Origin of the sequence: Amycolatopsis sp. cmx-4-83, assembly GCF_046548815.1 — a bacterium.
Taxonomy (GTDB): Bacteria; Actinomycetota; Actinomycetes; order Mycobacteriales; family Pseudonocardiaceae; genus Amycolatopsis; species Amycolatopsis pretoriensis_A.
Window position 1 is genome coordinate 1 of record NZ_JAEBEF010000015.1, and the last position, 23,003, is coordinate 23,003.

General features: G+C 71.7%; 19 protein-coding genes. 8 read left to right on the forward strand and 11 right to left on the reverse strand.

Features of this window, described 5'->3' with window-relative positions; all coding sequences use genetic code 11:
• Positions 1–201: 201 nt before the first annotated feature.
• Together ACLJQM_RS38510 and ACLJQM_RS38515 are read right to left on the reverse strand one after the other, a co-directional pair.
• Positions 202–804 (reverse strand): response regulator transcription factor, encoded by a 603-nt coding sequence (locus tag ACLJQM_RS38510; RefSeq protein WP_247013993.1) that lies wholly within the window; start codon positions 802–804, stop codon positions 202–204.
• The gene (locus ACLJQM_RS38515) at positions 801–1,940 is read right to left on the reverse strand and encodes a sensor histidine kinase (RefSeq protein WP_410635281.1); all 1,140 of its coding nucleotides are present in this window, start codon (positions 1,938–1,940) and stop codon (positions 801–803) included. Before ACLJQM_RS38515 ends, ACLJQM_RS38510 begins: the two co-directional genes overlap by 4 nt.
• 109 nt (positions 1,941–2,049) lie before the next feature.
• Between ACLJQM_RS38515 and ACLJQM_RS38520 the strand changes: the two genes are divergently transcribed.
• Genes ACLJQM_RS38520 through ACLJQM_RS38530 form a run of 3 tightly spaced genes read left to right on the forward strand, consistent with a single transcriptional unit; the run spans position 2,050 to position 5,124 of the window.
• The gene (locus ACLJQM_RS38520) at positions 2,050–2,934 is read left to right on the forward strand and encodes an ABC transporter ATP-binding protein (protein ID WP_410635282.1); all 885 of its coding nucleotides are present in this window, start codon (positions 2,050–2,052) and stop codon (positions 2,932–2,934) included.
• 10 nt (positions 2,935–2,944) lie between these two features.
• Positions 2,945–3,664: an ABC transporter permease gene (locus tag ACLJQM_RS38525; RefSeq protein WP_410635284.1), complete on the forward strand. Its 720-nt coding sequence runs from the start codon at positions 2,945–2,947 to the stop codon at positions 3,662–3,664.
• Between the two features lie 26 nt (positions 3,665–3,690).
• The gene (locus tag ACLJQM_RS38530; RefSeq protein ID WP_410635285.1) at positions 3,691–5,124 is read left to right on the forward strand and encodes an alpha/beta hydrolase; all 1,434 of its coding nucleotides are present in this window, start codon (positions 3,691–3,693) and stop codon (positions 5,122–5,124) included.
• Positions 5,125–5,175: 51 nt separating this feature from the next.
• On the opposite strand, the gene ACLJQM_RS38535 is transcribed toward ACLJQM_RS38530, so the two are convergent.
• A complete protein-coding gene (locus ACLJQM_RS38535; protein WP_410635287.1) occupies positions 5,176–5,721 on the reverse strand; it encodes a hypothetical protein in 546 nt (181 codons plus the stop codon).
• 86 nt (positions 5,722–5,807) lie between these two features.
• Between ACLJQM_RS38535 and ACLJQM_RS38540 the strand changes: the two genes are divergently transcribed.
• A complete protein-coding gene (locus tag ACLJQM_RS38540; protein WP_410635288.1) occupies positions 5,808–6,695 on the forward strand; it encodes an XRE family transcriptional regulator in 888 nt (295 codons plus the stop codon).
• A 145-nt stretch (positions 6,696–6,840) separates the two neighbouring features.
• Positions 6,841–7,356 carry a CHAP domain-containing protein gene (locus ACLJQM_RS38545; RefSeq protein ID WP_410635289.1) on the forward strand — a complete coding sequence of 172 codons (516 nt, stop codon included), beginning with the start codon at positions 6,841–6,843 and terminating at the stop codon, positions 7,354–7,356.
• Between the two features lie 66 nt (positions 7,357–7,422).
• On the opposite strand, the gene ACLJQM_RS38550 is transcribed toward ACLJQM_RS38545, so the two are convergent.
• From ACLJQM_RS38550 to ACLJQM_RS38580, 7 genes are all read right to left on the reverse strand, one after another.
• Complete coding sequence (locus ACLJQM_RS38550; RefSeq protein ID WP_410635290.1) at positions 7,423–10,548, reverse strand: TIM-barrel domain-containing protein; 3,126 nt, start codon at positions 10,546–10,548, stop codon at positions 7,423–7,425.
• Between the two features lie 274 nt (positions 10,549–10,822).
• On the reverse strand, positions 10,823–11,608 hold the full coding sequence (locus ACLJQM_RS38555; RefSeq protein WP_086855800.1) for a DeoR/GlpR family DNA-binding transcription regulator: 786 nt from the start codon (positions 11,606–11,608) through the stop codon (positions 10,823–10,825).
• 79 nt (positions 11,609–11,687) lie between these two features.
• Entirely contained in the window at positions 11,688–13,544 is a 1,857-nt protein-coding gene (locus ACLJQM_RS38560; protein WP_410635291.1) for a DUF5107 domain-containing protein, read from the reverse strand.
• Positions 13,541–14,587 carry an ABC transporter ATP-binding protein gene (locus tag ACLJQM_RS38565; RefSeq protein ID WP_410635292.1) on the reverse strand — a complete coding sequence of 349 codons (1,047 nt, stop codon included), beginning with the start codon at positions 14,585–14,587 and terminating at the stop codon, positions 13,541–13,543. Before ACLJQM_RS38565 ends, ACLJQM_RS38560 begins: the two co-directional genes overlap by 4 nt.
• A gap of 6 nt (positions 14,588–14,593) precedes the next feature.
• Positions 14,594–15,499 carry a carbohydrate ABC transporter permease gene (locus tag ACLJQM_RS38570; RefSeq protein ID WP_360778750.1) on the reverse strand — a complete coding sequence of 302 codons (906 nt, stop codon included), beginning with the start codon at positions 15,497–15,499 and terminating at the stop codon, positions 14,594–14,596.
• Entirely contained in the window at positions 15,480–16,436 is a 957-nt protein-coding gene (locus tag ACLJQM_RS38575) for a carbohydrate ABC transporter permease (RefSeq protein WP_247014018.1), read from the reverse strand. The genes ACLJQM_RS38570 and ACLJQM_RS38575 overlap by 20 nt, the downstream gene beginning before the upstream one ends.
• A complete protein-coding gene (locus ACLJQM_RS38580) occupies positions 16,436–17,830 on the reverse strand; it encodes an ABC transporter substrate-binding protein (protein ID WP_410635293.1) in 1,395 nt (464 codons plus the stop codon). Before ACLJQM_RS38580 ends, ACLJQM_RS38575 begins: the two co-directional genes overlap by 1 nt.
• Positions 17,831–18,103: 273 nt before the next feature.
• Between ACLJQM_RS38580 and ACLJQM_RS38585 the strand changes: the two genes are divergently transcribed.
• From ACLJQM_RS38585 to ACLJQM_RS38595, 3 genes are read left to right on the forward strand one after another with little or no spacing between them, the layout of a single operon-like run.
• On the forward strand, positions 18,104–18,985 hold the full coding sequence (locus ACLJQM_RS38585; RefSeq protein WP_410635294.1) for an SIS domain-containing protein: 882 nt from the start codon (positions 18,104–18,106) through the stop codon (positions 18,983–18,985).
• Entirely contained in the window at positions 18,982–19,884 is a 903-nt protein-coding gene (locus ACLJQM_RS38590) for a 1-phosphofructokinase family hexose kinase (RefSeq protein ID WP_410635295.1), read from the forward strand. Before ACLJQM_RS38585 ends, ACLJQM_RS38590 begins: the two co-directional genes overlap by 4 nt.
• Positions 19,884–20,735 carry a class II fructose-bisphosphate aldolase gene (locus ACLJQM_RS38595; RefSeq protein WP_410635296.1) on the forward strand — a complete coding sequence of 284 codons (852 nt, stop codon included), beginning with the start codon at positions 19,884–19,886 and terminating at the stop codon, positions 20,733–20,735. Before ACLJQM_RS38590 ends, ACLJQM_RS38595 begins: the two co-directional genes overlap by 1 nt.
• Position 20,736: 1 nt before the next feature.
• Here ACLJQM_RS38595 and ACLJQM_RS38600 read toward each other — a convergent pair whose 3' ends face one another.
• Positions 20,737–22,914: an RICIN domain-containing protein gene (locus ACLJQM_RS38600; RefSeq protein WP_410635297.1), complete on the reverse strand. Its 2,178-nt coding sequence runs from the start codon at positions 22,912–22,914 to the stop codon at positions 20,737–20,739.
• Positions 22,915–23,003: the final 89 nt, after the last annotated feature.

A 23,003-nucleotide genomic window follows, 5' to 3' on the forward strand; every position in this document is an offset into this window, starting at 1 on the left:
AAGACCAGGCGCGAAGCGATCCGCTGCCTGAAACGCTATGTCGCGCGAGAGCTCTTCAACCTCATCGCCCAGGCCACGCAGCACACTGGTCTGCCAGCGATCGCTTGACATCGATAGGGGCATCAAGCTCGCCATCGTCCACCGATCAGCGGTCGTTCTCCACGCCGTGGTCACCTGGACCAAGGCATGGTCAGACACGACCTAGAGCCAGTCGTGCTCGCGCGCGTAGCGGGCCGCTTCGTGACGGGTGCGGGTCTGGGTCTTCTGCATCGCGTTCGACAGGTAGTTGCGGACGGTGCCCTCGGCGAGGTGCAGCCGGGCCGCGATGTCGGCCACCGAGTAGCCGTCGCGGGTCGCGCGCAGGACGTCGAGCTCGCGGTCGGTCAACGGGCAGTCGTCGACGACGGCGAGGGCCGAGACGTCCGGGTCGATCCAGCGCTTGCCCGCGTGCAGGGTCTTGATCACCGACGTGATGTGCGCCGGTTCCGCCGCCTTGCTGACGAAGCCCTGGACGCCGAGCTTCAGCGCCTTGCGGAGCACACCGGGGCGGGCGTGCCGGGTCAGCATCAGGATCACCTGGCCGGGATGGGCGCGGCGGATCCGCTCGACCGCGCCGAGGCCGTCGACGCCGGGCATTTCGAGGTCGATGACCAGCACGTCCGGCCGGTGCTCCAGGGTGGCGGTGACCGCCGATTCGCCGTCTTCGGCCTCGGCCAGCACCGTGATCCCGCCTTCCAGGGGCAGCAGCGCGGCCAGTGCCTTGCGGAGCAGGGCTTCGTCGTCGGCGAGCACCACCGTCGTCATCGTCGGGCCTCCTTCGGCGCGGGGAAGGCCGCCGCGGTGCGGAACCGGCCGTCGGAGTGCGAGACGTCCAGCTCGGCGCCGTGCCCGGCCAGGCGGTGCCGGAGGACCGCGAGCCCGCTCAGCTCGAGCGGGCCGGTGTCCGGGGCGCCGTCGTTGACGATCGCGATCCCGCGGCGGGTCAGCGTGATCCGCACCTGGCGGGCCTCGGCGTGGCGCAGGATGTTGGTCGTCGTCTCGCGCAGGACCTGGCCGAGCAGCTCGCTCGCGGTGTCGTCCACTTCGGACTCCCGCTCGACGCGGACGTGGATCCCCGCCGCCTCGAAGAGGTTCTTGGCGTTCTCCAGCTCGGCGGACAGGTTGAGCCGCCGCTGGGCGTAGGCGAGTTCCTTGGTCTGGACGATGGTGTCGCCGACCAGGCTGTGCACTTCCCGCAGCTCCTCGCGCGCCCGGTCGGGTTCGCGGTCCAGCAGCTTCTCGGCCAGCGCCACCTTCAGCTTGACGACGTGCAGGGTGTGGCCCTGGATGTCGTGCAGGTCGCCGGCGAAGCGCACGCGCTCCCGGGTGACGGCCAGCTCCGCTTCCCGCTCGCGGGACTGTTCCAGCTCGGCGATCAGGTCGAAGAAGCGCTGGCTGGCGAACATGAACGCGGTCGAGAACAGCATGGCGAACGCCGGGACGGCGGCGAACTGGAACAGCCGCCAGCCGATCCGGTCGTCGTGCACGAGCGCGTTCGTCGCGCCCAGCGCCGCGATCAGGGCCGCCAGCCCGCCCAGCGCGGCGAGCCGGTGGCGCGGCAGCGGCGGGATGAGGTACGAACCCACGACGGACAGGCCGAAGAACGCGGCGGTGTCGTCGGTCAGCGCCCCGGCCAGCCAGACCACCGCGGTGACGACCAGGCTCGGGCGCGCGACGCGCAGGTAGTCCCCCGCGGTCCAGCGCTCGGCCGTCGCCAGCGCCGCGACCAGCCCGACGACCTGGATCACGACGTGCCACCAGGACCGGGCGGTCAGGAACAGCAGGAGCACGCCGACGATCACCAGCGGCGGGACGGTCGTGATCAGGTTCAGCCGGCGCAGGCGCTCCTGGACGCCCCCACCCGTCCAGGAGCTCCGGCGCGCGATCATCGGTACCTCCACGAACCCGAGCGTAACGGGATCCGCGGGCGCCACCAGTGACACTGCGTCATGTATCCGGGTGACGTCGCCTCACTGCCGGGCGGCGCCGATCCCCGCTGGAATTCGGGGCATGTCCACGACACCCGTCATCGACGTCGATCGCCTCACCCTCACCTACGGCGGTTTCTCCGCCGTGAAGGATCTTTCGTTCCAAGTGGACCGCGGGGAGCTGTACGCCCTGCTCGGCACCAACGGCGCCGGGAAGACCTCGACCCTGGAGACGGTCGAAGGCCACCGCGCGCCGACCTCCGGTGCCGTGCGGGTGTTCGGGAAGGACCCCCGCGACCGCGCCGCCGTCCGCCCGCGGATGGGGATCATGTTGCAGGAGAGCGGGTTCTCCGCCGACCTGACCGTGCGCGAGACCGTCTCGCTGGTCGGGCGGCTCACCGAACGGCACGACGACGTCGGGCGCGTGCTCGGCGTGGTCGGCCTCACCCGCAAGGCGGGCACCAAGGTCGGGCAGCTCTCGGGCGGTGAGAAGCGGCGGCTCGACTTCGCCACCGCCGTCTACGGCACGCCGGAGCTGGTCTTCCTCGACGAGCCCACCACCGGCCTCGACATCCAGTCGCGCGACGCGCTCTGGGACGCCGTCGACCGGCTGCGCGAGGACGGCTCCACCGTCGTGCTCACCACGCACTACCTCGAGGAAGCCCAGCAGCGCGCCGACCGCATCGGGCTCATGCACCAGGGCGCGTTCCACCGCGAGGGCACGGTCGCCGAGCTGACCAGGACGCTGCCCTCGACCATCCACTTCGGACTCCCGGCCCACGCGCCGTCACCGCCGCTGCTCGCCACGCGCGGCGCCGACGGCAAGTTCCTCGTCGAGACGTTCGGCCTGCAGAAGGACCTCCACACGCTGCTCGCGTGGGCGCAGGACCAGGCCGTGGAGCTGCTCGACCTGCAGGCCGGGCCGACGCGCCTGGACGACGTCTTCCGCGCCATCGAAAACTCCTGAAAGGACGAACATGCTGACGATCGCCCGCGGCGAGCTGATCCAGCTCTTCCGGAACCGGCTCGTCCTGGTCACCGCCCTGGTGCTGCCGGCCGCGCTCAGCGCGTTCTTCATCGCCCGGCACGACGTGTTCGCCGAGGTGGGGAGCCTCGGCTACATCGCCACGCTGACGTTGTTCTTCGTGCTGGGCATCGGCCTTTACACCACGACGGTGACGACGCTGGCCGCCCGCCGCCAGAACCTGTTCCTCAAGCGCCTGCGCTCGACCGCGGCGGGCGACGCCGGGATCCTCGGCGGGCTGCTGCTGCCGGTCACCGCGATCGCGGTGGTGCAGATCGCCGTGCTGCTCGCGGTGCTGGCCGTGGTCACCGGGAAGCCGGCGAACCCGCTGCTGCTGGCCGCGGCCGTCGTGGCCACCGTGGTCATGATGCTCGCGCTCGGCCTGGCCACGGCCGGGCTGACGAACTCGCCCGAACACGCGCAGGTGACGACGCTGCCGATCAGCCTCGGCGTGATCGCGGTGGCCGGCTGGGTCGGCCTCACCAGCACCGGCGAGCTGACGCTGCTCAAGCGCCTGCTGCCCGGTGGTTCGGCGGCCGAGCTGGTGCTCGACGCCTGGAACGGCGGCCGCCCGGTCGCCGATTCGCTGGTCCTGTTCGCCCCGACCCTGGCCTGGGTCGTCGTCGCGGTCGTGCTGGCGACGCGGCTCTTCCGCTGGGAACCGCGCCGCTGACCGCGGTGCGAACGAAAGGAAACCCGATGCGCAAAACCTTGCTGGCGGCCGCGATCGCGGTGGTGGGCGCGACGATCGTCGTCCCCGCCGCGTCCGCGGCGCCGAACACCTTGAGCTGGGGACCGTGCCCGGCCGGGGCCTTCCCGACGCCCGACCTGCAGTGCACGACGATGAAGGTCCCGCTGGACTACGGGGACCCGGGCGGAAAGGCGATCGACGTCGCCGTGTCGCGCCTGCCGAGCAAGAACCCGGCGAAGCGGCGAGGTGTGCTGCTGACCAACCCGGGCGGGCCGGGCGGCGGTGGCCTGGACTACCCGCAGCTGCTGAAGTACGTGAAGCTGCCGCAGGACGTGCTCGACGCCTACGACATCGTCGGCTTCGACCCGCGCGGGGTCGCGCACAGCACGCCGGTGACGTGCGACCTGACGCCGGAGCAGATCGCCGTCGGCAACCTGCCGTACGCGAAGGGCCCGGCCGACGTCGTCAAGCAGGCTCAGCTGGCGAAGGCCGAGGCGAAGCAGTGCGCGGACGCGAAGACCGGGTCGATGCTGCCGTACGTCACCACGGCGAACACCGCGCGGGACATGGACCGCATCCGCGCGGCGCTGGGTGAGTCCACGGTGTCCTACCTCGGCGCGTCGTACGGCACGTACCTGGGCGCGGTGTACACGTCGCTGTTCCCCGAGCGCAGCGACCGGTTCGTGCTGGACAGCAGCCTCGGGCCGGGCGGCTACGACATCGAGGCGATGCGCGGCTTCGCGCGGGGCATGGAGGACCGGTTCCCGGACTTCGCGAAGTTCGCCGCGGCGCACCCGGAGTACGGGCTCGGCCGCACGAGCGCGCAGGTGACGGCCAAGTTCTACGAGCTCGCGACGCGGCTGGACCGCAACCCGGTCGAGGGCATCACCGGCTCGGTCTTCCGCGGCCTGACGTTCGAGGGCCTGTACTCGACGGACCTGGCGCCCTTGGCCGCGGACTGGCAGGGGCTCGAGCAGGGCCGGGCCCCGAAGCCGCCGGCGGAACCGGTGACGGGCGTGGAAAACCTGCTGGCGTCCCGCTTCGCGGTGATCTGCGGCGACTCGGCGTGGCCGCGGTCGATCGCGAGCTACCAGCTGGACGTGGCGATCGACCGCGTCCGGTACCCGATGCTCGGCGCGGCGGGCGCGAACATCGCGGCGTGCGCGTACTGGGCCCCGCCGGCCGAGCCGCGGGTGCGGATCACCGGCCGCGGCCCGGCGAACGTGCTGATGGTGCAGAACGAGCGTGACCCCGGGACGCCGTTGTCCGGGGCCCGCAAGCTGCGCGCGGCGTTCGGCGACCGCGCCCGCCTGATCACGATCGACCAAGGCGGGCACGGCGCTTACCTGTTCGGGCCCAACACGTGCGGGAACACCCTGGTGACGGGGTTCCTGGTGAACGGGCAGCGACCGGGCGACACGCACTGCGCCGCGGAAAGCTGAGGCACGCCAGGAGGTCGTGAGTGTTCAGGCGGTTCTGACCCGCCTGAACACTCACGACCGGGTCAGCCGAACACGAACCAGAAGAACGACGCCGTCGCCTTCTTGCCGGACGCGTCGGTGACCGCCGGACAGCCCGCTCATGCTGTACGCCGTCCGGAGCTGGGCCGGGGTGTAGCCGCCCGCCGGTCCGGCGGGTCCGCTTGCCCGGCGTTCGTCGACGACCAGCCGGTCGTGCACCGACCAGAGGCGGAGCTGGTCCTCCGGCGGCGGCTTGAGCTCCAGGGACACCGGCCGGACCGACGGCCACAGCCGGCGCCGTTCCCGCAGCGGCGTGCGCGGCAGCGGGGGCAGCCGCCGCTCGGCCGGGCCCAGCAACGCCGTGAGCGCGCCCGGCGCCAGGCCCAGCACCTGCTCGAGCTCGACGACCGCCCGCACCGACGTCTCGCGCCCCGGCCGGAAGCGCCCGTGCCGCCAGTACGCGAGCGCGCTGCGCGAAACCGGCACCCCGCGCGCGGCGAGGTGCTCGCGCAGGCGGTCCAGGGTCAGCCCGGCGTCGCTGATGGCGGCGTCCAGCGCGCCGGCGAACGATTCGTCCACGGCTCCCACTGTCACGCCCGCGACGGCGGCCGGACCAGCGCCTTTCGTCGGTTCCGAAACCCCGCGCGGGTGATCATCCTGGAGGGGTGACTCGGTCGCTTCCGGGATCGTTCGCGGTCACGCTGGACACCGCGATCGACGAATCCGGGCTGTCGCTCGATCGGCTCCAGCACCACCTGGCCGCGCGGGGCGTGCGCCTGTCGCGCTCGGCGCTGTCCTACTGGCGGCGGGGCCGCTCGCAGCCGGAACGCGAGACGTCGATGGTCGCCGTCACGCACCTGGAAGCGGTGCTGGGCCTGGCGGCGGGCACGCTGACCTCGCGGCTCGGGCCCAAGGCCCCGCGCGGGCGCTGGCTCGGCGAGCCCGCGTGCCGGATCGAGCGCCGCCGGCTGTGGCCGGAGCTGCGGACGCTGGCCGGTGAGCTGAAACCGCCGCCGGACGGCCAGCTGTCGTTCTGGTCGATCCACGACCGGATGCTGCTCGACGAGCACGGCTGCGAGCGCGCGCTGCAGGTCCGGATGGTCGCCGAAGCGGCCGCCGACGGCGTGGACCGGCTGATGACCTACTACCAGGCGGACGGGCCGCTGACCGCCGACCCGGCGTACCACCACGTCCGGTTCGCCCGGCTCGGGCGGGTCGGCGTGGACCGGGGCACCGGCATGGTCGCCGGCGAGCTGCGCCTGGACCACCCGCTGGCGCTGGGCGAGGTGGCGGTCGTGGAGTACGAGATCCGGTTCCCGCCCGGCCCGCCGATCGACCACTACCACCGGCGGTTCACCCGCCCGGTGCCCGAGTACGTCTGCCAGGTGCACTTCGGGCCACGCGTACCCGGCAGCGTCCGGTCGTTCGAGCAACGCGGGCTCGGCGGCCCCGAACACCCGGGCACGCCGCTGCCGGTCGGCGCCACGCACGTGGCCACGCTGGCGCTGCGCGACGTCCGCCCGGGCATCCGCGGCGCCGGCTGGCGGTGGTGAGCGCAATTCTGTGAACGCCCCGGCCCGACCAGGGGTTTCGGGTCGCCTGGCACGGGTCGTCCACAAAGGTCTGGGCCATTCGCGATCTCGCTCCTACCGTCACGGCGCGTATTCCTCCTCCCCCGCACCGGAAAGGGGCACCACCATGCGCCGACCCCTGCTCGTCTTCGCCGCCGTCCTCGCCTTCGGGATCTCCGGCACCGCCACCGCCACCGCGGCACCCGCGCAGCCGACGTCGATGGCGGCCGAGTTCGGCACCGTGCCGGCCGCCGCCACGGCGAGCACGATCGGGGACATCTACCCCGCGAAGTGGCGCAACGTCCCGCAGGACTCCGTCGTCGACGACTGGAACATGTACAACCGCGAGTGCGTCTCGTGGGCGGCCTTCAACATCGACCGCCACGGCGAGAGCGCGAACAACTACGGCGACGCGAAGTACTGGGACGACAACGCCCGCTACGACGGCTACCGCGTCGACAACTCGCCGACGGTGGGGGCCATCGCCCAGACCGACAACGGCACCTACGGGCACGTGGCCATCGTCGACAGCGTCCACGGCGGCACGGTGACGGTCGAGGACTACAACTGGGCCGGCGACGGCCACTACCTGGTCCACGACGTCAGCACGTCCTCGTTCCGCTACATCCACTTCTACGGCTGAGGCACGCCAGCCGGTCGCGAGTGTTCAGGCGGGTCAGAACCCGCCTGAACACTCACGACCCCTGGGTCACGCGATGCCGGTCGCGAACACGTGCAGGGCCGGGTTCGACGGCAGGGTCACCGCCACCACTTCCTTGCCCGCGGTCAGCGGGACGGAGTTCGCGAACACCCGGTACGGCGTCGTCGGGTAGGCCGGGCCGGTGCGGGTGTTCTTGCCCAGGACCGTCGCCACCGTCGTCGCGCCGTACTGGGCCGGGTCGGTGCAGCACCAGTTCGGGACGCCGACGTCGGCCTGGCTCGTGGTGCCGTCCGCGTACTGGACGAACACCGTGCCCTTCGCCGTTCCCGTGCCGGTGCCCGCGAGCACCAGCTTGGCCCCGGTGCCGCGCACGGCGATGGTCTGGCCGGCCGCCACGGCGTTGTCCGGCTGGCCGGTGCCGGTGGCCGGCCAGGTCAGCGTGGCGCCGTTCGCCGTGAACGCCGCTCCCGGTTTCAGGCCCGCTTCCGCCAGGCCCTCCGCGCGGAAGCTGCTGCCGCCGCCGTCGAGGTCACCCGCCGTCGCGTGCGCCGCGTCCGTGACGCCGACGTTCCCGTAGGCCGCGGCCAACGACGCGAACGGGACGGTGACGGTCGCCGAGTCGACGGCCTCGTGCGCACCCAGCCTGGCCTGGTACGACGCGGTCGCCGTGACCTGGTAGTCCGCCGGCTTCAGCCCCGCGTCCGGAGTCAGCTTGACCGGGACCCGCACTGTCTGCCCGGGCAGGACGAGCTTCGGCGCGGCGGGGACGTCGGCGCGGAAGCCGTTGCCCTGCACGGCCAGCCGCACGTCGCGGACCGGCAGCGGGGTGCCGTTGGTGAACCCGAGCGTCCCGGTCACGGCCTGGCCCGGCGCGGCCACCGGCGGCACCGCCAGCGTCACCGAGCCGTTGTCGTCCGCGGGGAAGAAGCCGCCGACCGCGCTGGTGCCGGACAGGCGGACGTCCTGGCGCTCGCCCGCGCCGAGCTGCCCGGTCTTGACGCGCACGACACCCTTGCCCGCCGGGTCGTACCACCAGCCGGACGACGCCTGGTCGAGGTCGGCCTTGCTCCCGTACTGCCGCAGCACCGAAGCACCCGCCTGGACGACGGCGGGCTTCGATCCCGTGTGGACGGTCAGCAGGTAGTTCCGCGCGGCCGGCTTGCCGGGGTAGGTGCCGGTGCTCGCGCCGATCCCGACGCTCACCGGGCCCGGGCCGGACTTCGGCGCGTCGACGGTGAACGTCTGCTTCGCCTGCTCACCGCGCTGGTAGCCGCGGGTCACGCCGTCGTCCTCGGTGAGTGTGAAGCTCCCCTGGCCCTGCGGGTAGACGTCGAGGTCGAGCTCGCCCTTGTCGCGGGTCTGCCACGACTTCGTGCCCTCCGCCCACATCGGGACGACGGCCCCGGCGCGGACGAACAGCGGCAGCGTGTCGAGCGGGGCGTCGTAACCGTCCACTGTGGTGGGTCCGGTGTAGGTCTTGCCGCTCCAGTAGTCCACCCACGTGCCCTTCGGCAGGTAGATGCCGTTGCGCACGTCGGCCTTCTCGTACACCGGCGCGACGAGGAAGTCCGTGCCGGACAGGAACTCGTACTTCGCCTTGTCCGTCCAGACGTTCGGGTCGTCGGGGTATTCGAGGGCCAGCGGCCGGACCTGGCCGACGCCGGTCCGGTGCGCCTGCGCGGAATAGCTGTAGGTGTAGGGCAGCAGCCTTTCCTTCAGCAGCAGGTACTTGCGGTTGATCGAGGTGTAGGGCTCGCCCTGGCGCCACGGCTGCTTGTCCGACGACGCCCAGCCGTCCATCGTCATCGCCGCCGGCAGGAAGGTCTTCCACTGCAGGTCGCGGACGTAGGTCTGCGGGCTGCCGCCGAAGATGCCGTCGATGTCGCCGGTGTTGTAGGCGATGCCGGACGTCGTCGCGCCCGCGTACGTCGGGATCTGCCACTTGATGTAGTCGTAGGAGCCGGCCTGGTCGCCGCTCCACAGCACGCCGCAGCGCTGCGCGCCGGCCCAGCTCACCGGCTGCCAGACGAATCCGCGCGCGTCGCTGTTGTCCTCGATGCCCTTGTGCGCGGTGTCGCAGGCGTCGAGCGCGAACTGGTAGCCCGGGCCGACCCAGGCGACGTCCAGCTTGCGCACCCGCACGCCGGCCTTGACCTCTTCGGCCTGGTTGGGCACGCCGTTTTCGGTCCAGAGGCCCAGCTGCATGGTGTTCTTGCGCAGGCCCTCGCCGGTCTGCTGCAGGTTTTCGTAGCCGCAGCCGTAACCGTCGTTGACCAGCATCCAGCCGTTCGGCATGCCGTTCTGCGTGTAACCGTCGGCGATCTTCACCGCGTCGAGCGTGTGCCGCTCGCCGCGGTTCGCGTTGTGCAGGTAGCAGTCGGAGTCGCCGGTTTCGAGCCCGTAGATCGGCGGCAGGAACGGCTTCCCGACGAGGTCGGTGTACCCGGAGACGACGTCCTTGAGCCCGGCGCCGACGACGTAGGTGGCGTCGAAGCGCCGCTCGTCGTGCGTGGTCTTGACCGGGGACGTGAAGGAGTAGCTGCCGGGGGCGAAGGTGTTGCGCAGCACGCCGTAGCCCGCGGTCGAGGCGTAGAACGGCTGCGAGTTGGGCGCGCCGCCGTCGTTCCAGTTGTCGTCGGCGAAGATCTTGATGGTCTGGTCGCGGTGGCTGAACCGGCCGTTCTGCTCACCACCGCCGACGAACTGCTCGGCCGCGGTCCGCGCGAGGGTCTGCGTGGTCGTGGTGCCGGTCCAGGACAGCGGTGCGGACTCGGCCCACCGCTGCGTCCGGTCGGCGCCGTCGTAGAGGGCGAACTTCAGCGGGTGCTTGTAGGCCCGCAGGGTCGCCTTGGGCGTCGAAATGGCCCAGTAGGCGCCCTTGTCGACGCGCCGGGGTGTCGCGGGGGCCGTGGTCTTCGGCAGGACGATCTTGTCGCCCGCCGGGTCGGTGAACGTCCCGTCGGGGGCGAGCCAGACCCGGACGGCGCTCTCGGCCGGGAAGCTCACGCGCACCGCCGCGGCTCCCGACTTCAGCGTGACCACCGGGCCGTCGGCGGAGATGCCGGTCAGGTCGCCGAGGCTGCCCGACGGCGAGTCCGCGTACGCCGCGCTGGGCGCCAGCCCGAGGGCGACGATCGCGGCGAGACAGGGGAGCGATTGCGCAAGTCTGCTCATTAATGACACCTTTCGCGCACTAACACGCATGATGTGCTCTGTATAGCGCACGCTTCGCGCAGTGTCACCCGCCGAAAGGTGCATAAGCCGAAGGGCACCTTCTCGCCCGGTGACAGCGGCTCCGCCAAGGTCGCGAATGACTCATTGGGGACCTCTGAGGTCCCCAATGAGTCATTCGCGACACGGCAACGCCCGCCGGCAGACCACGCGGCGCCGACTTTGCCGGACTCTCGCGTGTGACGCGGGAAAGGTGCCCTTCGGCGGGGAACCGGGATCAGACGGCTTGGACCGCGACCCCGGCGGCTTCGAACGCGCGCAGGGCGTCCGGGTCGGCGTCGGTGTCCGTCACCAGCGCGTGCACCTGCGTCGTCTCGCAGATGCGCGCGAAGGCCCGGCGGCCCAGCTTCGAGCCGTCCGCCACCGCGACCACGCGCTCGGCGCGCTCGACCATCAGGCGGTTGATGCTGGCCTCGCCCTCGTGGTGGGCGAACGCGCCCGCGTCCGGGTCGAACGCGTCGACGCCGAGGAACAGCAGGTCGATCGTCAGTTCGCTCAAGACCCGGGTGGCCAGCGGGCCGCTCAGCTCGAACGACTGCGGCCGCGCGACGCCGCCGGTGACGACGATCTTGACGTTCGGGCGCACCGCGAGCTCGTGCGCGATGTTCAGCGCGTTCGTGACCACCGTCAGGCCCGGTGCGTCGCCGCGGCCGGAGAGGTCCGGGCGGATCGCCAGTGCCCGCGCCACCCCGGCGGTCGTGGTGCCGCCGTTCAGGCCGACCACCATGCCCTTCGCGGCGAACGCGGCCGCCGCGGTGCTGATCCGCTGCTTCTCCGGCACGTGCCGCGCGGTCTTGTAGCGCAGCGGCAGGTCGTAGGCGAGGTCGTTGGCGACCGCGCCGCCGCGCGTGCGCGTGAGCAGCTGCTGTTCGGCGAGGTGGTCGAGGTCGCGGCGGATCGTGGCGGCGGAGACGTCGAGCTCCGCGGCCACGTCCTCGACGTCGATCTTTTCCCGCTGCCCCAGCATGTCCAGCAGGGTGCTCAAGCGTTCGTGCCGGGCCATCGCGGTACTCCCTAGTTCACTCTCGGCGAGCAGTATGCTGCATCGCCGCTTTCCGCCGCGCCCCGGCACGCCGCCACCGCTACTTCATCCGGAAGTCGTAGGCCGACGGCAGCGGATCCGCGGAGAGCACTTTCCAGGTGTCCGAAAGGGACAACTCGCCTTCCCGGATGTTCGGGATTTCGAAGCCCGCGTCGAACACGGCCTTCGCGCCCGCGCGATCCCCGGCGGCGAGCCGGGTGTGCGCCGTCAGCAACGCGAGCCTGCCTTCGGGTCGCCCGGGCAGCAGGGAAACCGGGGCGTGCCCGGCCGCCAGCTGCGCCGACAACGCCTCGACCAGCAGCGGCCGCACGTCCGGTGCCAGCGCCAGGGCACGCCGGAACAACCGCGCCGATTCCTCGGAATCGGTGGCGGCGACGGCGAGGTTGCGCAACGCCCAGGCGTTCTCCGCGGCTGCCACCGACGCACGCCACGCCTCCTGGGCCGCTTCCCGGTCGCCGGCCGCCCAGCGGGCCACGCCGCGGTGGTACCACGTCAGCCAGGTGTCCGTCGTGTACTCCAGCAGCTCGGCCCAGTACCGGTTGACCAGCGTCGACGGCGGCGGGACGCGCGGATCGCCCGGCGGCGTCTCGCCGTCCAGGAGGTCCAGCCACGGCTGCTGCTCCGGCCCCAGCGTGTCCTTCGGGAACGGTGTACCGGGCAGGCAGGCCACCATGCGGAGGGTTTCCAGCGCGCCCCAGCCCGAGCCGGTGGCCAGCGGTTCGCCGGGCTCGGCGTCCGCGATCCCCCGCCACGCGCGGTGGCGCGCCTCGAGCACGGCCACCGGCGGCAGCCCCGCGGCGACGGCGTCCGTGGCGGCACGCCAGTTTTCGCCGTGCACCGCGGCCGGGTCCGCCGAGACGGGCCCGTACGCCTCCAGCCAGTCCCAGGCCTCGCCCGGTGGCAGGCGCAGGTGCTCCAGCTGCGTGCGGGCCAGTCCCGCCTGGATCTCCAGGTAGCCCGTCCCCGCGCCCGGCGCGAGCCACTCCTGCCAGTGCCGCCCGCCCGCGGATTCGCCCCACCGGAACAGTTTCCGGCCGCGCAGCCTCGCCGTGGACGCCTGGCCGAGGCCGGCGCCGGTCTCGTCGACCGCCGCGATCCACGGGCGATCCGAAGCCACCTCGAAGAAGTAGTCCGCGGCCGTGCCGCCCCGCGCCGGGTAGGTCAGCTCACCGGGGACGCCGACGAGGTCGAGCCGGCCCGAATAGCCGTAGTGCCAGGCCTGGTCCGCGGGCACGAGCACCCGCGTCGACGGCGTCTGCGGCACGGCGGTGTTGGACCACCAGTAGACCGGCACGTCGTGGGAGTGCGGGTTGCGGATCCGCACGCCGACGAGTAGCTGCTCCGAGTCGTCGGGCAGCCAGAAGTCCAGCTGGTACGGCAGGTCCCGGGTGCGCTCCCACTCCCACAACCGCAGCACGGGCGTACCGTCCGGGCCCTCGACCGCGGCCGCGAACATCGGCGCGCACGTCAGCGTCGTGTGCCCGGTGCTGCCGAGGTTCCACTCGACGCCGCCGGCGAACCACGCGTCCCGCAGCGCGAGGTTCGCGGGCTGGAACACCGGGTTGCGGTACAGCAGCTCGCGCCCGGACGGCTTGTGCACCAGCGACCAGAGCCGCCCACCCAGTGACGGCAGGACCGTCGCCCGCAGGTGGTCGTTCTCCAGCACCAGCGCGGGCAGTTCGCGGACGGAGCGTTCGCGCGAGTAGCCGTCCTGCAGCCGGCACGGCAGCACGGTGCCGAGCCGCCCGTACGCCAGCCCGGCGGCCAGGTCGGCGGGCAGCTCGTCCACATTGGACACCGAGGCCACGGCTTCCGGCTGCACCAGCGGCGGCAGGGGGTTCTCCGGCCCCAGCTCGGCCGCGGGCAGCGTGAGCGACGTCCGGCGCAGCTCGGTCATGCGTCCGGCAGCCTTTCCCCGGTGGCCGCGTCGAACAGGTGGACCGCGTCCGGCTTCGGCGACAGGGTGATCGGTTCGCCGCGCTGCCACGGCGCCATGCCCGGCGTCCGCACGGTGAACACCTTCTCCCCCGCCCGGCAGTACAGGTACTGGTCGCTGCCCAGTTCTTCGACCACCTCGACGACCGCCTCGTAGCCGCCCCCGCCGAACGTCCAGCCCTCCGGCCGGACCCCCACGACCAGGTCGGGGCCGGTGAGCGCCGAGCGCTGCGCCAGGGTGAGCGGCACCGTCGCCTCGTCCACCTTCGTCTCCAGCAGGTTCATCGACGGCGAGCCGATGAACCCGGCCACGAACACGTTGGCCGGCCGGGAAAACAGGCCGATCGGGGTGTCGCACTGCTGCAGCACGCCGTCGCGCAGGACCGCGACCCGGTCGCCCATGGTCATCGCTTCGACCTGGTCGTGCGTGACGTACAGCGTGGTGATGCCCAGCCGGCGCTGCAGCGACGCGATCTGCGTCCGGGTCTGCACCCGCAGCTTGGCGTCCAGGTTGGACAGTGGCTCGTCCATCAGGAACACGCTCGGCTCGCGCACGATCGCGCGGCCCATCGCGACGCGCTGGCGCTGCCCGCCGGACAGCTTGGCCGGCTTGCGGTCCAGGTACTCGGTCAGGTCGAGCAGCGCCGCGGCCTCGGTCACCCGCCGCTCGCGCTCGGCCTTCGGCAGCTTCGCCAGCTTGAGGTGGAAGCCGATGTTCTCGCCGACCGACATGTGCGGGTAGAGCGCGTAGTTCTGGAACACCATCGCGATGTCCCGGTCCTTCGGCGCCAGCTCGGTGACGTCGCGGTCGCCGATGTGGATGGAGCCTTCGTCGACGCCCTCCAGCCCGGCCAGCATCCGCAGCGTCGTCGACTTGCCGCAGCCCGAAGGGCCGACCAGCACGAGGAATTCGCCGTCGGCGACGTCGAGGTCGAAGCCGTCGACGGCCGGGCGGTCCACTCCGGCGTAGAACCGGGTCGTGTCCCGGAAACTCACGGTGGCCATCTGCTCCTACTTTCCGGCGCCGAGGGTCAGGCCGGTGATGATCCGGCGGGCGAGCACGAGGTACAGCACGAGCATCGGGAGCACGACGATCGCCACGCCGGCGATCAGGCCGCCGTACTCCGACTGGTAGCTCGCCGCGCCGTAGAAGGTGAACAGCGCGCGCGACAGCGTGAAGTGCGCCTGGTCCTTGAGGAACACGATGGCCAGCAGCGTCTCGTTCCACAGGCCGATCGCGTTGAGCGTCAACGCCGTGATCAGGCCGCCGCGCGCGAGCGGCAGCATGACCGAGAAGAACGTCCGGGCCGGTGAGGCGCCGTCCAGCGAGGCCGCTTCCTCGAGCTCGTCCGGCAGCGAGCGGAAGAAGCCGGTCAGCAGGAACACCGTGAACGGGATCGACAAAGCGACGTACAGCAGGAAGAGCCCGTACTCGTTGTCCAGGTGGATCCGGCTCAGCACCACGAACAGCGGGATGATCACGGTCTGGAACGGCACGCCCATGCCGATCGCGACGACGTTCGTCATCGGCCCGGAACCGCGTACACCGAGCCGGGTCAGCGCGTACGCGCAGGGCGCGGAGACGGCCACGGTCGCGACCGTCGCGAGGCCGACCAGGACCACCGTCGTCACCACGGCGTCGCCGAAGCCCGCGTTGGTCCAGGCGTAGCTGAAGTTCCGGAACGGCTTGCCGACGTGGAACCACTGGTACGGCAGCGCGAACGGCTTGGTGAAGATCTCCACCGGCGTCTTGAACGCGGCCGTGAGCAGCCAGTACAGCACCAGGACGTTGCCCGCGGTGAACGCCCAGACGAACACCGAACCCAGCAGCCGCAACGGGCTGAACCGGCGCGAGCCCGGGGCCGGCTTCGGTTTGCGCGGCGCCCGCCGCACGACGTCAGAACTGGATCGCGTCACGGCGCATCACCCGCCTCAGCAGCACGACCAGGATCGACACCAGCGCGATCATCGCCACCGCGCAGGCGCAGGCGGCGCCGAAGTCCGGCGTGCCGTTCGAGCCGAAGGTCCGGTCGAACACGTAGATGCCGAGCGTCCACGCCTGGTTCGGCGGGGCGTACGTCCCCGGCCCGGCCAGCACGAACACCAGCTCGAAGATCTTCAGCGCGTTGATCGTCCACAGCACCCCGGCGACGCCCACGACGTCCCACGTCATCGGCAGCGTGATGTTGCGGAACTTCTGCCACGGCGACGCGCCGCCGAGTTCCGCGTCCTCGTAGAGGTACGGCGGGATCCGGTCGACCGCGGCCATCAGGATGGTGATGTAGAAGCCGGAACTGGCCCAGATCAGCGACGCCGTCACCACGCCGGTCACGTTGGCCGGGGCCAGGAACTTGGCCGCGTCCGCGCCGACGTGCTCCAGGACGTAGTTCGCCAGCCCCTGCTTGCCGGGCTGGTACTTGAACACGAAGCCGAGGAACATGCCGAGCGCCACCGGCGCGACGATGTTCGGGAAGAACAGGACGGCACGCACGACCTTGCCGCCGCGCATGTCCCGCAGCACCATGGTGAACAGGAACGCGAGCGCGAACGTGCCGACGCCGCCGGCGAAGACGTACACCAGCGTGTTGCGGAACGCGTACTGGAACGAGTCGCTCGCCCACATCTGCGTGTAGTTGGTGACGCCGTTGGGCTTCGGCGTGTCCCCCGCGCCCGCCCAGCTCGTGAAGGACAGCACCACCGTCCCGAGCGTCGGCAGCACCAGGAAAGCCAGGTACAGCACCAGCGCGGGCGCGGCGAACGGCCAGAACAGCCGTTTCTTGCGGCGCAGGTGCGCGCCGCCGGCGGCACGGGCCCCCTGAGCCCGTGCCGCCGTCGTCGTCGTGAGCGTGGCCATCAGCCCTGGTTCTTCCAGAAGCCGGCACCCTTGGCGGCGAGCTGGTCCACGAACTGCTCCGGCGTCAGCTCACCCTTGAGCAGCGCGGTGTCGGCCGGGTCGAAGACGTCGGTCTGCCACTTGCCGCCGGCGATCCCGTCGATCCCGTCGTACTGCAGGACGTGCTCCTTCTTCGGGTCGTCCAGCGCGGCCTTGACCTGCTTGAGGTCGTCAGGCACGGCGAGGTCGGCGCGCGGCACGAGGTTGTCGGCCACCGCCGGGATGCCGGAGAGGATGTCCTTGTTGAGGAAGTAGGCGATGAACGCCTTGGCGGCCTCGGCGTGCTTGGCCTTCTTCGTCACGGCGAAGCCGATCGACATCTGCTCGACGGTGTCGTGCGTGGCGCCGGCCGGCATCGGGAACTGGAAGGAGCCGTAGTTGATCTTCGTCCCGGCTCCCTGCTTGTCCAGGTACTCGCGGGTCTCGCTCGGCGCCCAGGTACCGACGTAGAGGTAGCGCGAGTCGCCGTCGGCCCAGCGCTGCTGCACTTGCGGGAACTTCGCCGCGTCCCAGCCGTCGATGAAGTACTTGGGCAGCTTCGCGGTTTCGGTGGCGGCCTTGAGGAAGCCCGGGTCGGTCTTCCACGCCTGGCCGGTCTTGTCGGTGGCGGCCTTGTTCAGCCCGCCCGCGCCGACGTACCGCTCGGCGAGCTGGGTGAAGAAGTACATGTTGTAGAACGGGATGTCGCCGTCCTGGCTGATCGCCGCCTTGCCGTCGGCCTTCGCCTTGTCGAACAGCGCGAGCAGGTCGTCCATCGTCTTGGGCTGCTGGACGTCACCGGCGGAGTCTTTGTTGAACCACCAGGCGCTCGACTGGATGGTGTACGGAACCATGAAGTTCTGGCCCGTCTTGTCCTTGTTCTGCGGGAAGTCGTAGGAGCTCTTCGAGAGCACGTCCCGGACCGTCTTGTCGCCCTCGCCGACCTTCATCGCGAAGACGTCGTCGAGGCCCTGCGTGCCGCCCGGGGTCATGATGGCCGCGCCGACCTTGCTGACGTCCTGGTCGAACAGGTCCGGTACCGCGTCGGTGTTCAGCGCGGGCACCAGGTTCTGCGTGTAGGCCTTGCGCCCCAGCCACTGGACGTCGACCTTGACGCCGGTCTTCTCCTGGAAGCACTTGAACGCCTTCTGCAGCACCTTCCCCTGCGGCTCGTCGGCGGTCCACATGGCCCAGTAGGTGAACTCCTTGTCCGTGGCCGGCTTGACCGCGGCCTCCGGGCAGGGCGCGTTCAGGTACTGGTCGACCCCGGGCAGTGCGTTCTCGCCGGTCCCACTGCCGGTGTCCGCACCCCCGCCGCACCCGGCCAGCAGGAGGGACACCCCCGCCGTCAACGCCATGAGCTTGCTCCGCCGCATATCGCCACCGCCCACATCGATGAAGAACACGCCTCCTGCGCGTTGCTGCGCAGTTTTAACAGCTTTCGAGCACTTGTCAACACCGAGACCACCAAGCCGTGCACCGCCCAAAGTCCGAGGTGCTCGGGTGATCAGGCACGTAACCACACTTCGGGACGTGCTCGCACCTCGACGCATCCATTGCGTGCAAGTGATCGATTGCCGCGTTGACGTTGCACAAACTTGCATCTAACGTGTCAGGTGTTGCGCACAACCGGCACGGATGGGGAGTTCATGAGCGGGACCTTCATGGCTGCGGAGATCGCCAGCCAGCCCGGCTGCTGGCGGGAAGCGGGGGCGCTGGCCGCGGCGAACGACGGCCGGCTGCCCCCGGCGGGCGCCCGGGTGGCGATCGTCGGCTGCGGGACCTCGTGGTTCGTCGGCCAGGCCTACGCCGTCTTGCGCGAAGCCGCCGGGCTCGGCGAGACCGACGCGTTCGCCGCGTCCGAGTTCCCGGTCGGCCGCGCCTACGACCACGTGCTCGCGCTGACCCGCTCGGGCACCACGACCGAGGTGCACACGCTGCTCGCGAAGCTGCGCGGCCGGACGAAGACCACGGTGATCACCGGCGTGCCGGGCGAGGTCGCCGGCACCGCCGACGCCGTCGTCGACCTGTCCTCGGTGGACGAACGCTCGGTCGTGCAGACGCGGTTCGCCACGACGGCGCTGGCCGTGCTGCGGGCGCACCTCGGCGAGGACCTGACCGGCGTCGTCGCGCAGGCCGAGCGGGTGCTGGCCGAGCCGTTGCCGGACGAGCTGACCGGCGCGGAGCAGTTCAGCTTCCTCGGCACCGGCTGGTCGATCGGCATCGCGAACGAGGCCGCGCTCAAGTTCCGCGAGGCGTGCCTGCTGTGGACGGAGTCGTACCCGGCGTGGGACTACCGGCACGGCCCGATCAGCATCAGCGAGCCGGGCCGGGTGACCTGGATGTTCGGCTCCGCGCCGGACGGGCTCGCCGACGACGTCCGCCAAGCCGGCGGCACGTTCGTCGAGAGCGGGCTCGACCCGCTCGCCGACCTCGTCCGCGCCCAGCTCGTGGCCGGGGCGATCGCCCGCCGGAAGGGCCTCGACCCGGACAACCCGCGCAGCTTGACGCGGTCCGTCGTCCTCACATGATCGTCACCGTGACGCCGAACGCCGCACTCGACGTCACCTACACGGTGGACGGACTGGTGCCGGACGCCGTGCACCGGGCGCGCGACGTGCGGCACCGGGCGGGCGGCAAGGGCGTCAACGTCGCCCGCGTGCTGCACGCGCTCGGCGTCGACGTGCACGCGATCGCCACGGCGGGCGGGGCCACCGGCTCCGAGCTGGCGGCGGAGCTCGGCGCGGCCGGGCTGGCCGCGGAGCTGGTCCCGATCGGCGGCGAGACCCGCCGGACGACCACCGTGCTGTCCGCTGTGGACGGTTCGGTCACGCTCTTCAACGAGCCGGGACCGGCGGTGACGGCGCCGGAGTGGGCGCTGCTCGCCGAGCGCGTCCGCCGTCGTGAACCCGAGGTGCTGGTCTGCTCCGGCAGCCTGCCGCCCGGAGCACCACCCGACGGCCACGCGCGGCTGATCGCCGGCCGCCAGTCCGTTTTGGACACTTCCGGGCCCGCCCTGCTGGCGGGGCTGGCCGGGCGGCCCGCCGTCGTCAAGCCGAACGCCGGAGAACTGCGCGAGGTCACCGGGCTCGACGACCTCGGACAGGCGGCCCGCGAGCTGATGCGGGCCGGGGCAGGGTCCGTCGTCGTCTCCCTCGGCGCCGACGGGCTCCTTGCCGTCACGCCCGCGGGCACCTGGCGCGCGACGCCGTCCGGCGCGCTCACCGGAAACGCCACCGGCGCGGGGGACGCCGTCGTCGCGGCCCTCGCGCTCGGGCTCAGCCGGCGCGAGCCGTGGCCGGAGATCCTGCGCCGGGCCGTCGCGCTGTCCGGTGCGGCGGTGCTCGGGCCGCTCGCCGGCGACGTCGACCTCGCGCACTACCACCGTGAGCTGGCCGCCGTGCGCGTCCGGCCGGAACAGGAGTCCTGATGCCGCTGGTGCGCACCGGCGAGATTGTCGCGGCGGCCGCGGCCGCCCGGCGGGGCTGCGGCGCGTTCAACGCGATCCAGCTCGAACACCTCACCGCGATCACCGAAGGCGCGGCGCTGGCCGGCGCGCCGGTGATCGTGCAGCTCAGCCAGAACGCCGTGCGCTACCACGGCGCGCTGGCGCCGATCGGCGGCGCCGCGCTGGCCACGGCCCGGGTGGCCGAGGCGCGCGTGGCCGTGCACCTCGACCACGCCGAATCCCGAGACCTCGTGCGGGAAGCCGTCGGGCTCGGGTTCGGCTCGGTCATGTTCGACGCGTCCAAACTGGACTACGCCGACAACGTGCGCGAGACGCGGGAAGTCGTCGCCTTCTGCCACGACCACGGCGTCTGGGTGGAAGCGGAGCTCGGCGAAGTCGGCGGCAAGGACGGCGTGCACGCCCCGGGCGCGCGCACCGACCCGGACGAGGCGGCGGAGTTCGCCGCGGCGACCGGCGTCGACGCGCTGGCGGTCGCGGTCGGCAGCTCGCACGCGATGCTCACCCGCGATGCCGCGCTGGACTTCGGCCTCATCGCGCGGCTGCGGTCGCGGGTCCCGGTGCCGCTGGTCCTGCACGGCTCGTCCGGCGTGTCCGACGACGGCCTGGCCGAGGCGGTCCGGGCGGGGATGACGAAGGTCAACATCGCGACCCAGCTCAACAAGGTCTTCACCGCAGCCGCCGCGGGCGACTGGCGCACGCACCCCGAGCGGGTGGACCCGCGCCGCTACCTGGGCGCGGGCCGCGACGCGGTGACGGCCGAGGTCCGCCGCCTCCTCGGCGTCCTCGGCTCGTCATCGCTTCGCCGGACCTGACTCAGCCGAGGGTCCAGTGCTGGCGGTCCGCGGCGGCCTGCTGGGTGACCGCGGCACCGTCCGAAGTGGACGCCGTGGCCAGCAGCAGGCCACTGTGGACGGACGCGAACGCGTAGGTCCCGTCGGCCTGCCGGGTCGCCTTCCAGTGCTGGTTGGCCCCGCCCGTGCAGGTCCACTGGATGATCGCCGCGCCGGCCGTGGTGGCGCCGCCGTCGACGTCCGCGCACAGGCCGGACTCGGCGTTGCGCAGTTCGTAGGAGCCGTCCGGCTGCGCGGTGAACGTCCAGCTCTGGTTGGCGCCGCCGTTCGCGGTCCACGTGACCAGGTGCGTGCCCTTGGCCGTGCTGTGGCTCGGCACGTCGAGCGCCTTGCCGCCCACCGCGAGCGTGTGCGTGCCGGTCAGGACGGGCGCGGTGCCCACCGCCGTGATGGCCAGCGTCTGCTGGGCCGCGGTGCGCCCGCCGCCGACCGGGCTGCCCGTGGTGTCCGTCCAGTGGCGGACCGGCGTGGTCTCGGCCGGCCGGGCCGCGGACATGCCCAGCACCAGGCCGCTGTAGCGGTTGACCAGCCGGTACGTCCCCGACGCACCGGGGATGACGAACCACTGCTGTCCCACCCCGGAAGCGGACGTCACCGTCGGCGCGGTCCCCCACGCCCGCGTGGCCGACGACGTGGCGGCGACGCCGAGCAGGCCGCCGCTCCCGGCGTTGGTGATGCGGTAGGCACCGTCGCCGGTGCCGGTGAACGACCACGCCTGGGCGGCCGACCCGTCACCGGACGCGACCGACGTCGTCGCGGAACCGCTCTGGGCGAGCACCCGGCCGTCCGCGGTCGCGATGCGGTAGGTCTTGGCCGGGTCGAACGGGACCGCCGCCCGGGCCGGGTTGTCGATCGAAACGTTGACGTACTCGCCGGAAGCGCCGCCGGAGCAGCCGAAGGAGCAGTACGCGCGGAAGTTCTTGCCCACGACGGCCGAGCCGGTCTTGTTCACGCCGTCGACGAACCACCGGTACCACGACGCGGTGTGGTAGCCGCCGGTGCCGCCGATCGGGTACCACTTCTGCGTGGCCAGGTCGTCGGTGGCGTAGTACTGCTGCGGCGCGTTCCCGCTCTGGTCGACGGCCTGCGGCTCGCCGATGTACAGGCCGAGGTAGGCGTTGTAGGTGATGTCCATGACGAACAACGGTGAGGTCGCGGGCATCTTGCCGGCCGCGATCTGCTGGTCCGCGGTGCCGGTGTTCGCGGGGCTGTACTCCTTCGCCGCCGGGGTGTACCCGGTGGCGCTGTCCGGGCCGACCGGCACCTGGTTGCTCTCCTTGCCGCCGACACCGGGCTCGGTCCAGGCCCCGCCGTACCACTTGCGCCACGACCCCGGCGCCATCTTGGCCGAGATCGGCGCCCGTGCGGCGTGCGCGTAGAAGGCCTTCCAGCCGCCGTTCTTGTCCACGACGCGCGAGCCGTAGAAGACGTAGAAGTAGCCGGACGCGGTGTCGACGTAGAGCCGCTGGTCGCCGTCGCCGTAGTAGTAGGTCTGGTTCGGGAAGGCGGCGGTGTCCCCGCGCTTCGTGCTGTACGGCGAGGTCAGGACGTGCGCCTTGATCCGCCAGGTCTTGCCCTGGTCGGTGGAGACCGCGTAGTCGACGGCGTCGTAGTGCAGGCCGTCACCGAAGGGCTGGGGCGTGAACTCGTTGTGCACCAGGCCGTACCAGTCGCCGGTGTCCGGGTCGACCCAGGTGCCGACGAGGTCGCAGAAGTTCTTCTGCGAGTAGCTCGACCCGGACGGCGGGTTCGTCGCCTCCACCCCGGTCGGGCTGGTGTTGCAGCGTTTCGTGGTGTCGTTGTTGCGGTCTTCGGGGTCCGCGGGGTTCACGGCGTCGCTGATGGCGTTCTTGGTGAAGCTGTCGAAGTCGCGCCCGCTGTAGAACTCCCATTCGCGGGGCTGCGTCGCGCCGTACAGGGCCGCGGACTGCTGGAAGTAGAAGGTGCCGTCCTTGTCGAGGTACGGACTGGCGGGCGAGTCGGTCGGCGTCGACCACGAGCCCGTCGACTGGACCGAGACGGTGTACCCGCTGGTGGGCGGAGCGGCTTCGGCGGGCGCGGCCGTGCTGACCAGCACGGCGGCAGCGACCGCGACGGCGGCGCGTCTGCGGCGCGAGCCTGGTGACGAGGCAGGGTGCATGGGAACTCCTCGATCTCGACGTGGGTGGACTCGCCGGGCGCCGGGTGTTCGCAGTGTGCAGGATGTTGTTCGATGTTGCAAGATACTGT

What these genes read in the sequence shown, in the direction of transcription:
- ACLJQM_RS38600 (WP_410635297.1), bottom strand. Translation starts at nt 22,914, where the DNA reads ATGCACCCTGCCTCGTCACCAGGCTCGCGCCGCAGACGCGCCGCCGTC.
- ACLJQM_RS38530 (WP_410635285.1), top strand. Translation starts at nt 3,691, where the DNA reads ATGCGCAAAACCTTGCTGGCGGCCGCGATCGCGGTGGTGGGCGCGACG.
- ACLJQM_RS38565 (WP_410635292.1), bottom strand. Translation starts at nt 14,587, where the DNA reads ATGGCCACCGTGAGTTTCCGGGACACGACCCGGTTCTACGCCGGAGTG.
- ACLJQM_RS38585 (WP_410635294.1), top strand. Translation starts at nt 18,104, where the DNA reads ATGAGCGGGACCTTCATGGCTGCGGAGATCGCCAGCCAGCCCGGCTGC.
- ACLJQM_RS38595 (WP_410635296.1), top strand. Translation starts at nt 19,884, where the DNA reads ATGCCGCTGGTGCGCACCGGCGAGATTGTCGCGGCGGCCGCGGCCGCC.
- ACLJQM_RS38560 (WP_410635291.1), bottom strand. Translation starts at nt 13,544, where the DNA reads ATGACCGAGCTGCGCCGGACGTCGCTCACGCTGCCCGCGGCCGAGCTG.
- ACLJQM_RS38575 (WP_247014018.1), bottom strand. Translation starts at nt 16,436, where the DNA reads ATGGCCACGCTCACGACGACGACGGCGGCACGGGCTCAGGGGGCCCGT.
- ACLJQM_RS38525 (WP_410635284.1), top strand. Translation starts at nt 2,945, where the DNA reads ATGCTGACGATCGCCCGCGGCGAGCTGATCCAGCTCTTCCGGAACCGG.
- ACLJQM_RS38545 (WP_410635289.1), top strand. Translation starts at nt 6,841, where the DNA reads ATGCGCCGACCCCTGCTCGTCTTCGCCGCCGTCCTCGCCTTCGGGATC.
- ACLJQM_RS38590 (WP_410635295.1), top strand. Translation starts at nt 18,982, where the DNA reads ATGATCGTCACCGTGACGCCGAACGCCGCACTCGACGTCACCTACACG.
- ACLJQM_RS38555 (WP_086855800.1), bottom strand. Translation starts at nt 11,608, where the DNA reads ATGGCCCGGCACGAACGCTTGAGCACCCTGCTGGACATGCTGGGGCAG.
- ACLJQM_RS38510 (WP_247013993.1), bottom strand. Translation starts at nt 804, where the DNA reads ATGACGACGGTGGTGCTCGCCGACGACGAAGCCCTGCTCCGCAAGGCA.
- ACLJQM_RS38580 (WP_410635293.1), bottom strand. Translation starts at nt 17,830, where the DNA reads ATGCGGCGGAGCAAGCTCATGGCGTTGACGGCGGGGGTGTCCCTCCTG.
- ACLJQM_RS38550 (WP_410635290.1), bottom strand. Translation starts at nt 10,548, where the DNA reads ATGAGCAGACTTGCGCAATCGCTCCCCTGTCTCGCCGCGATCGTCGCC.
- ACLJQM_RS38520 (WP_410635282.1), top strand. Translation starts at nt 2,050, where the DNA reads ATGTCCACGACACCCGTCATCGACGTCGATCGCCTCACCCTCACCTAC.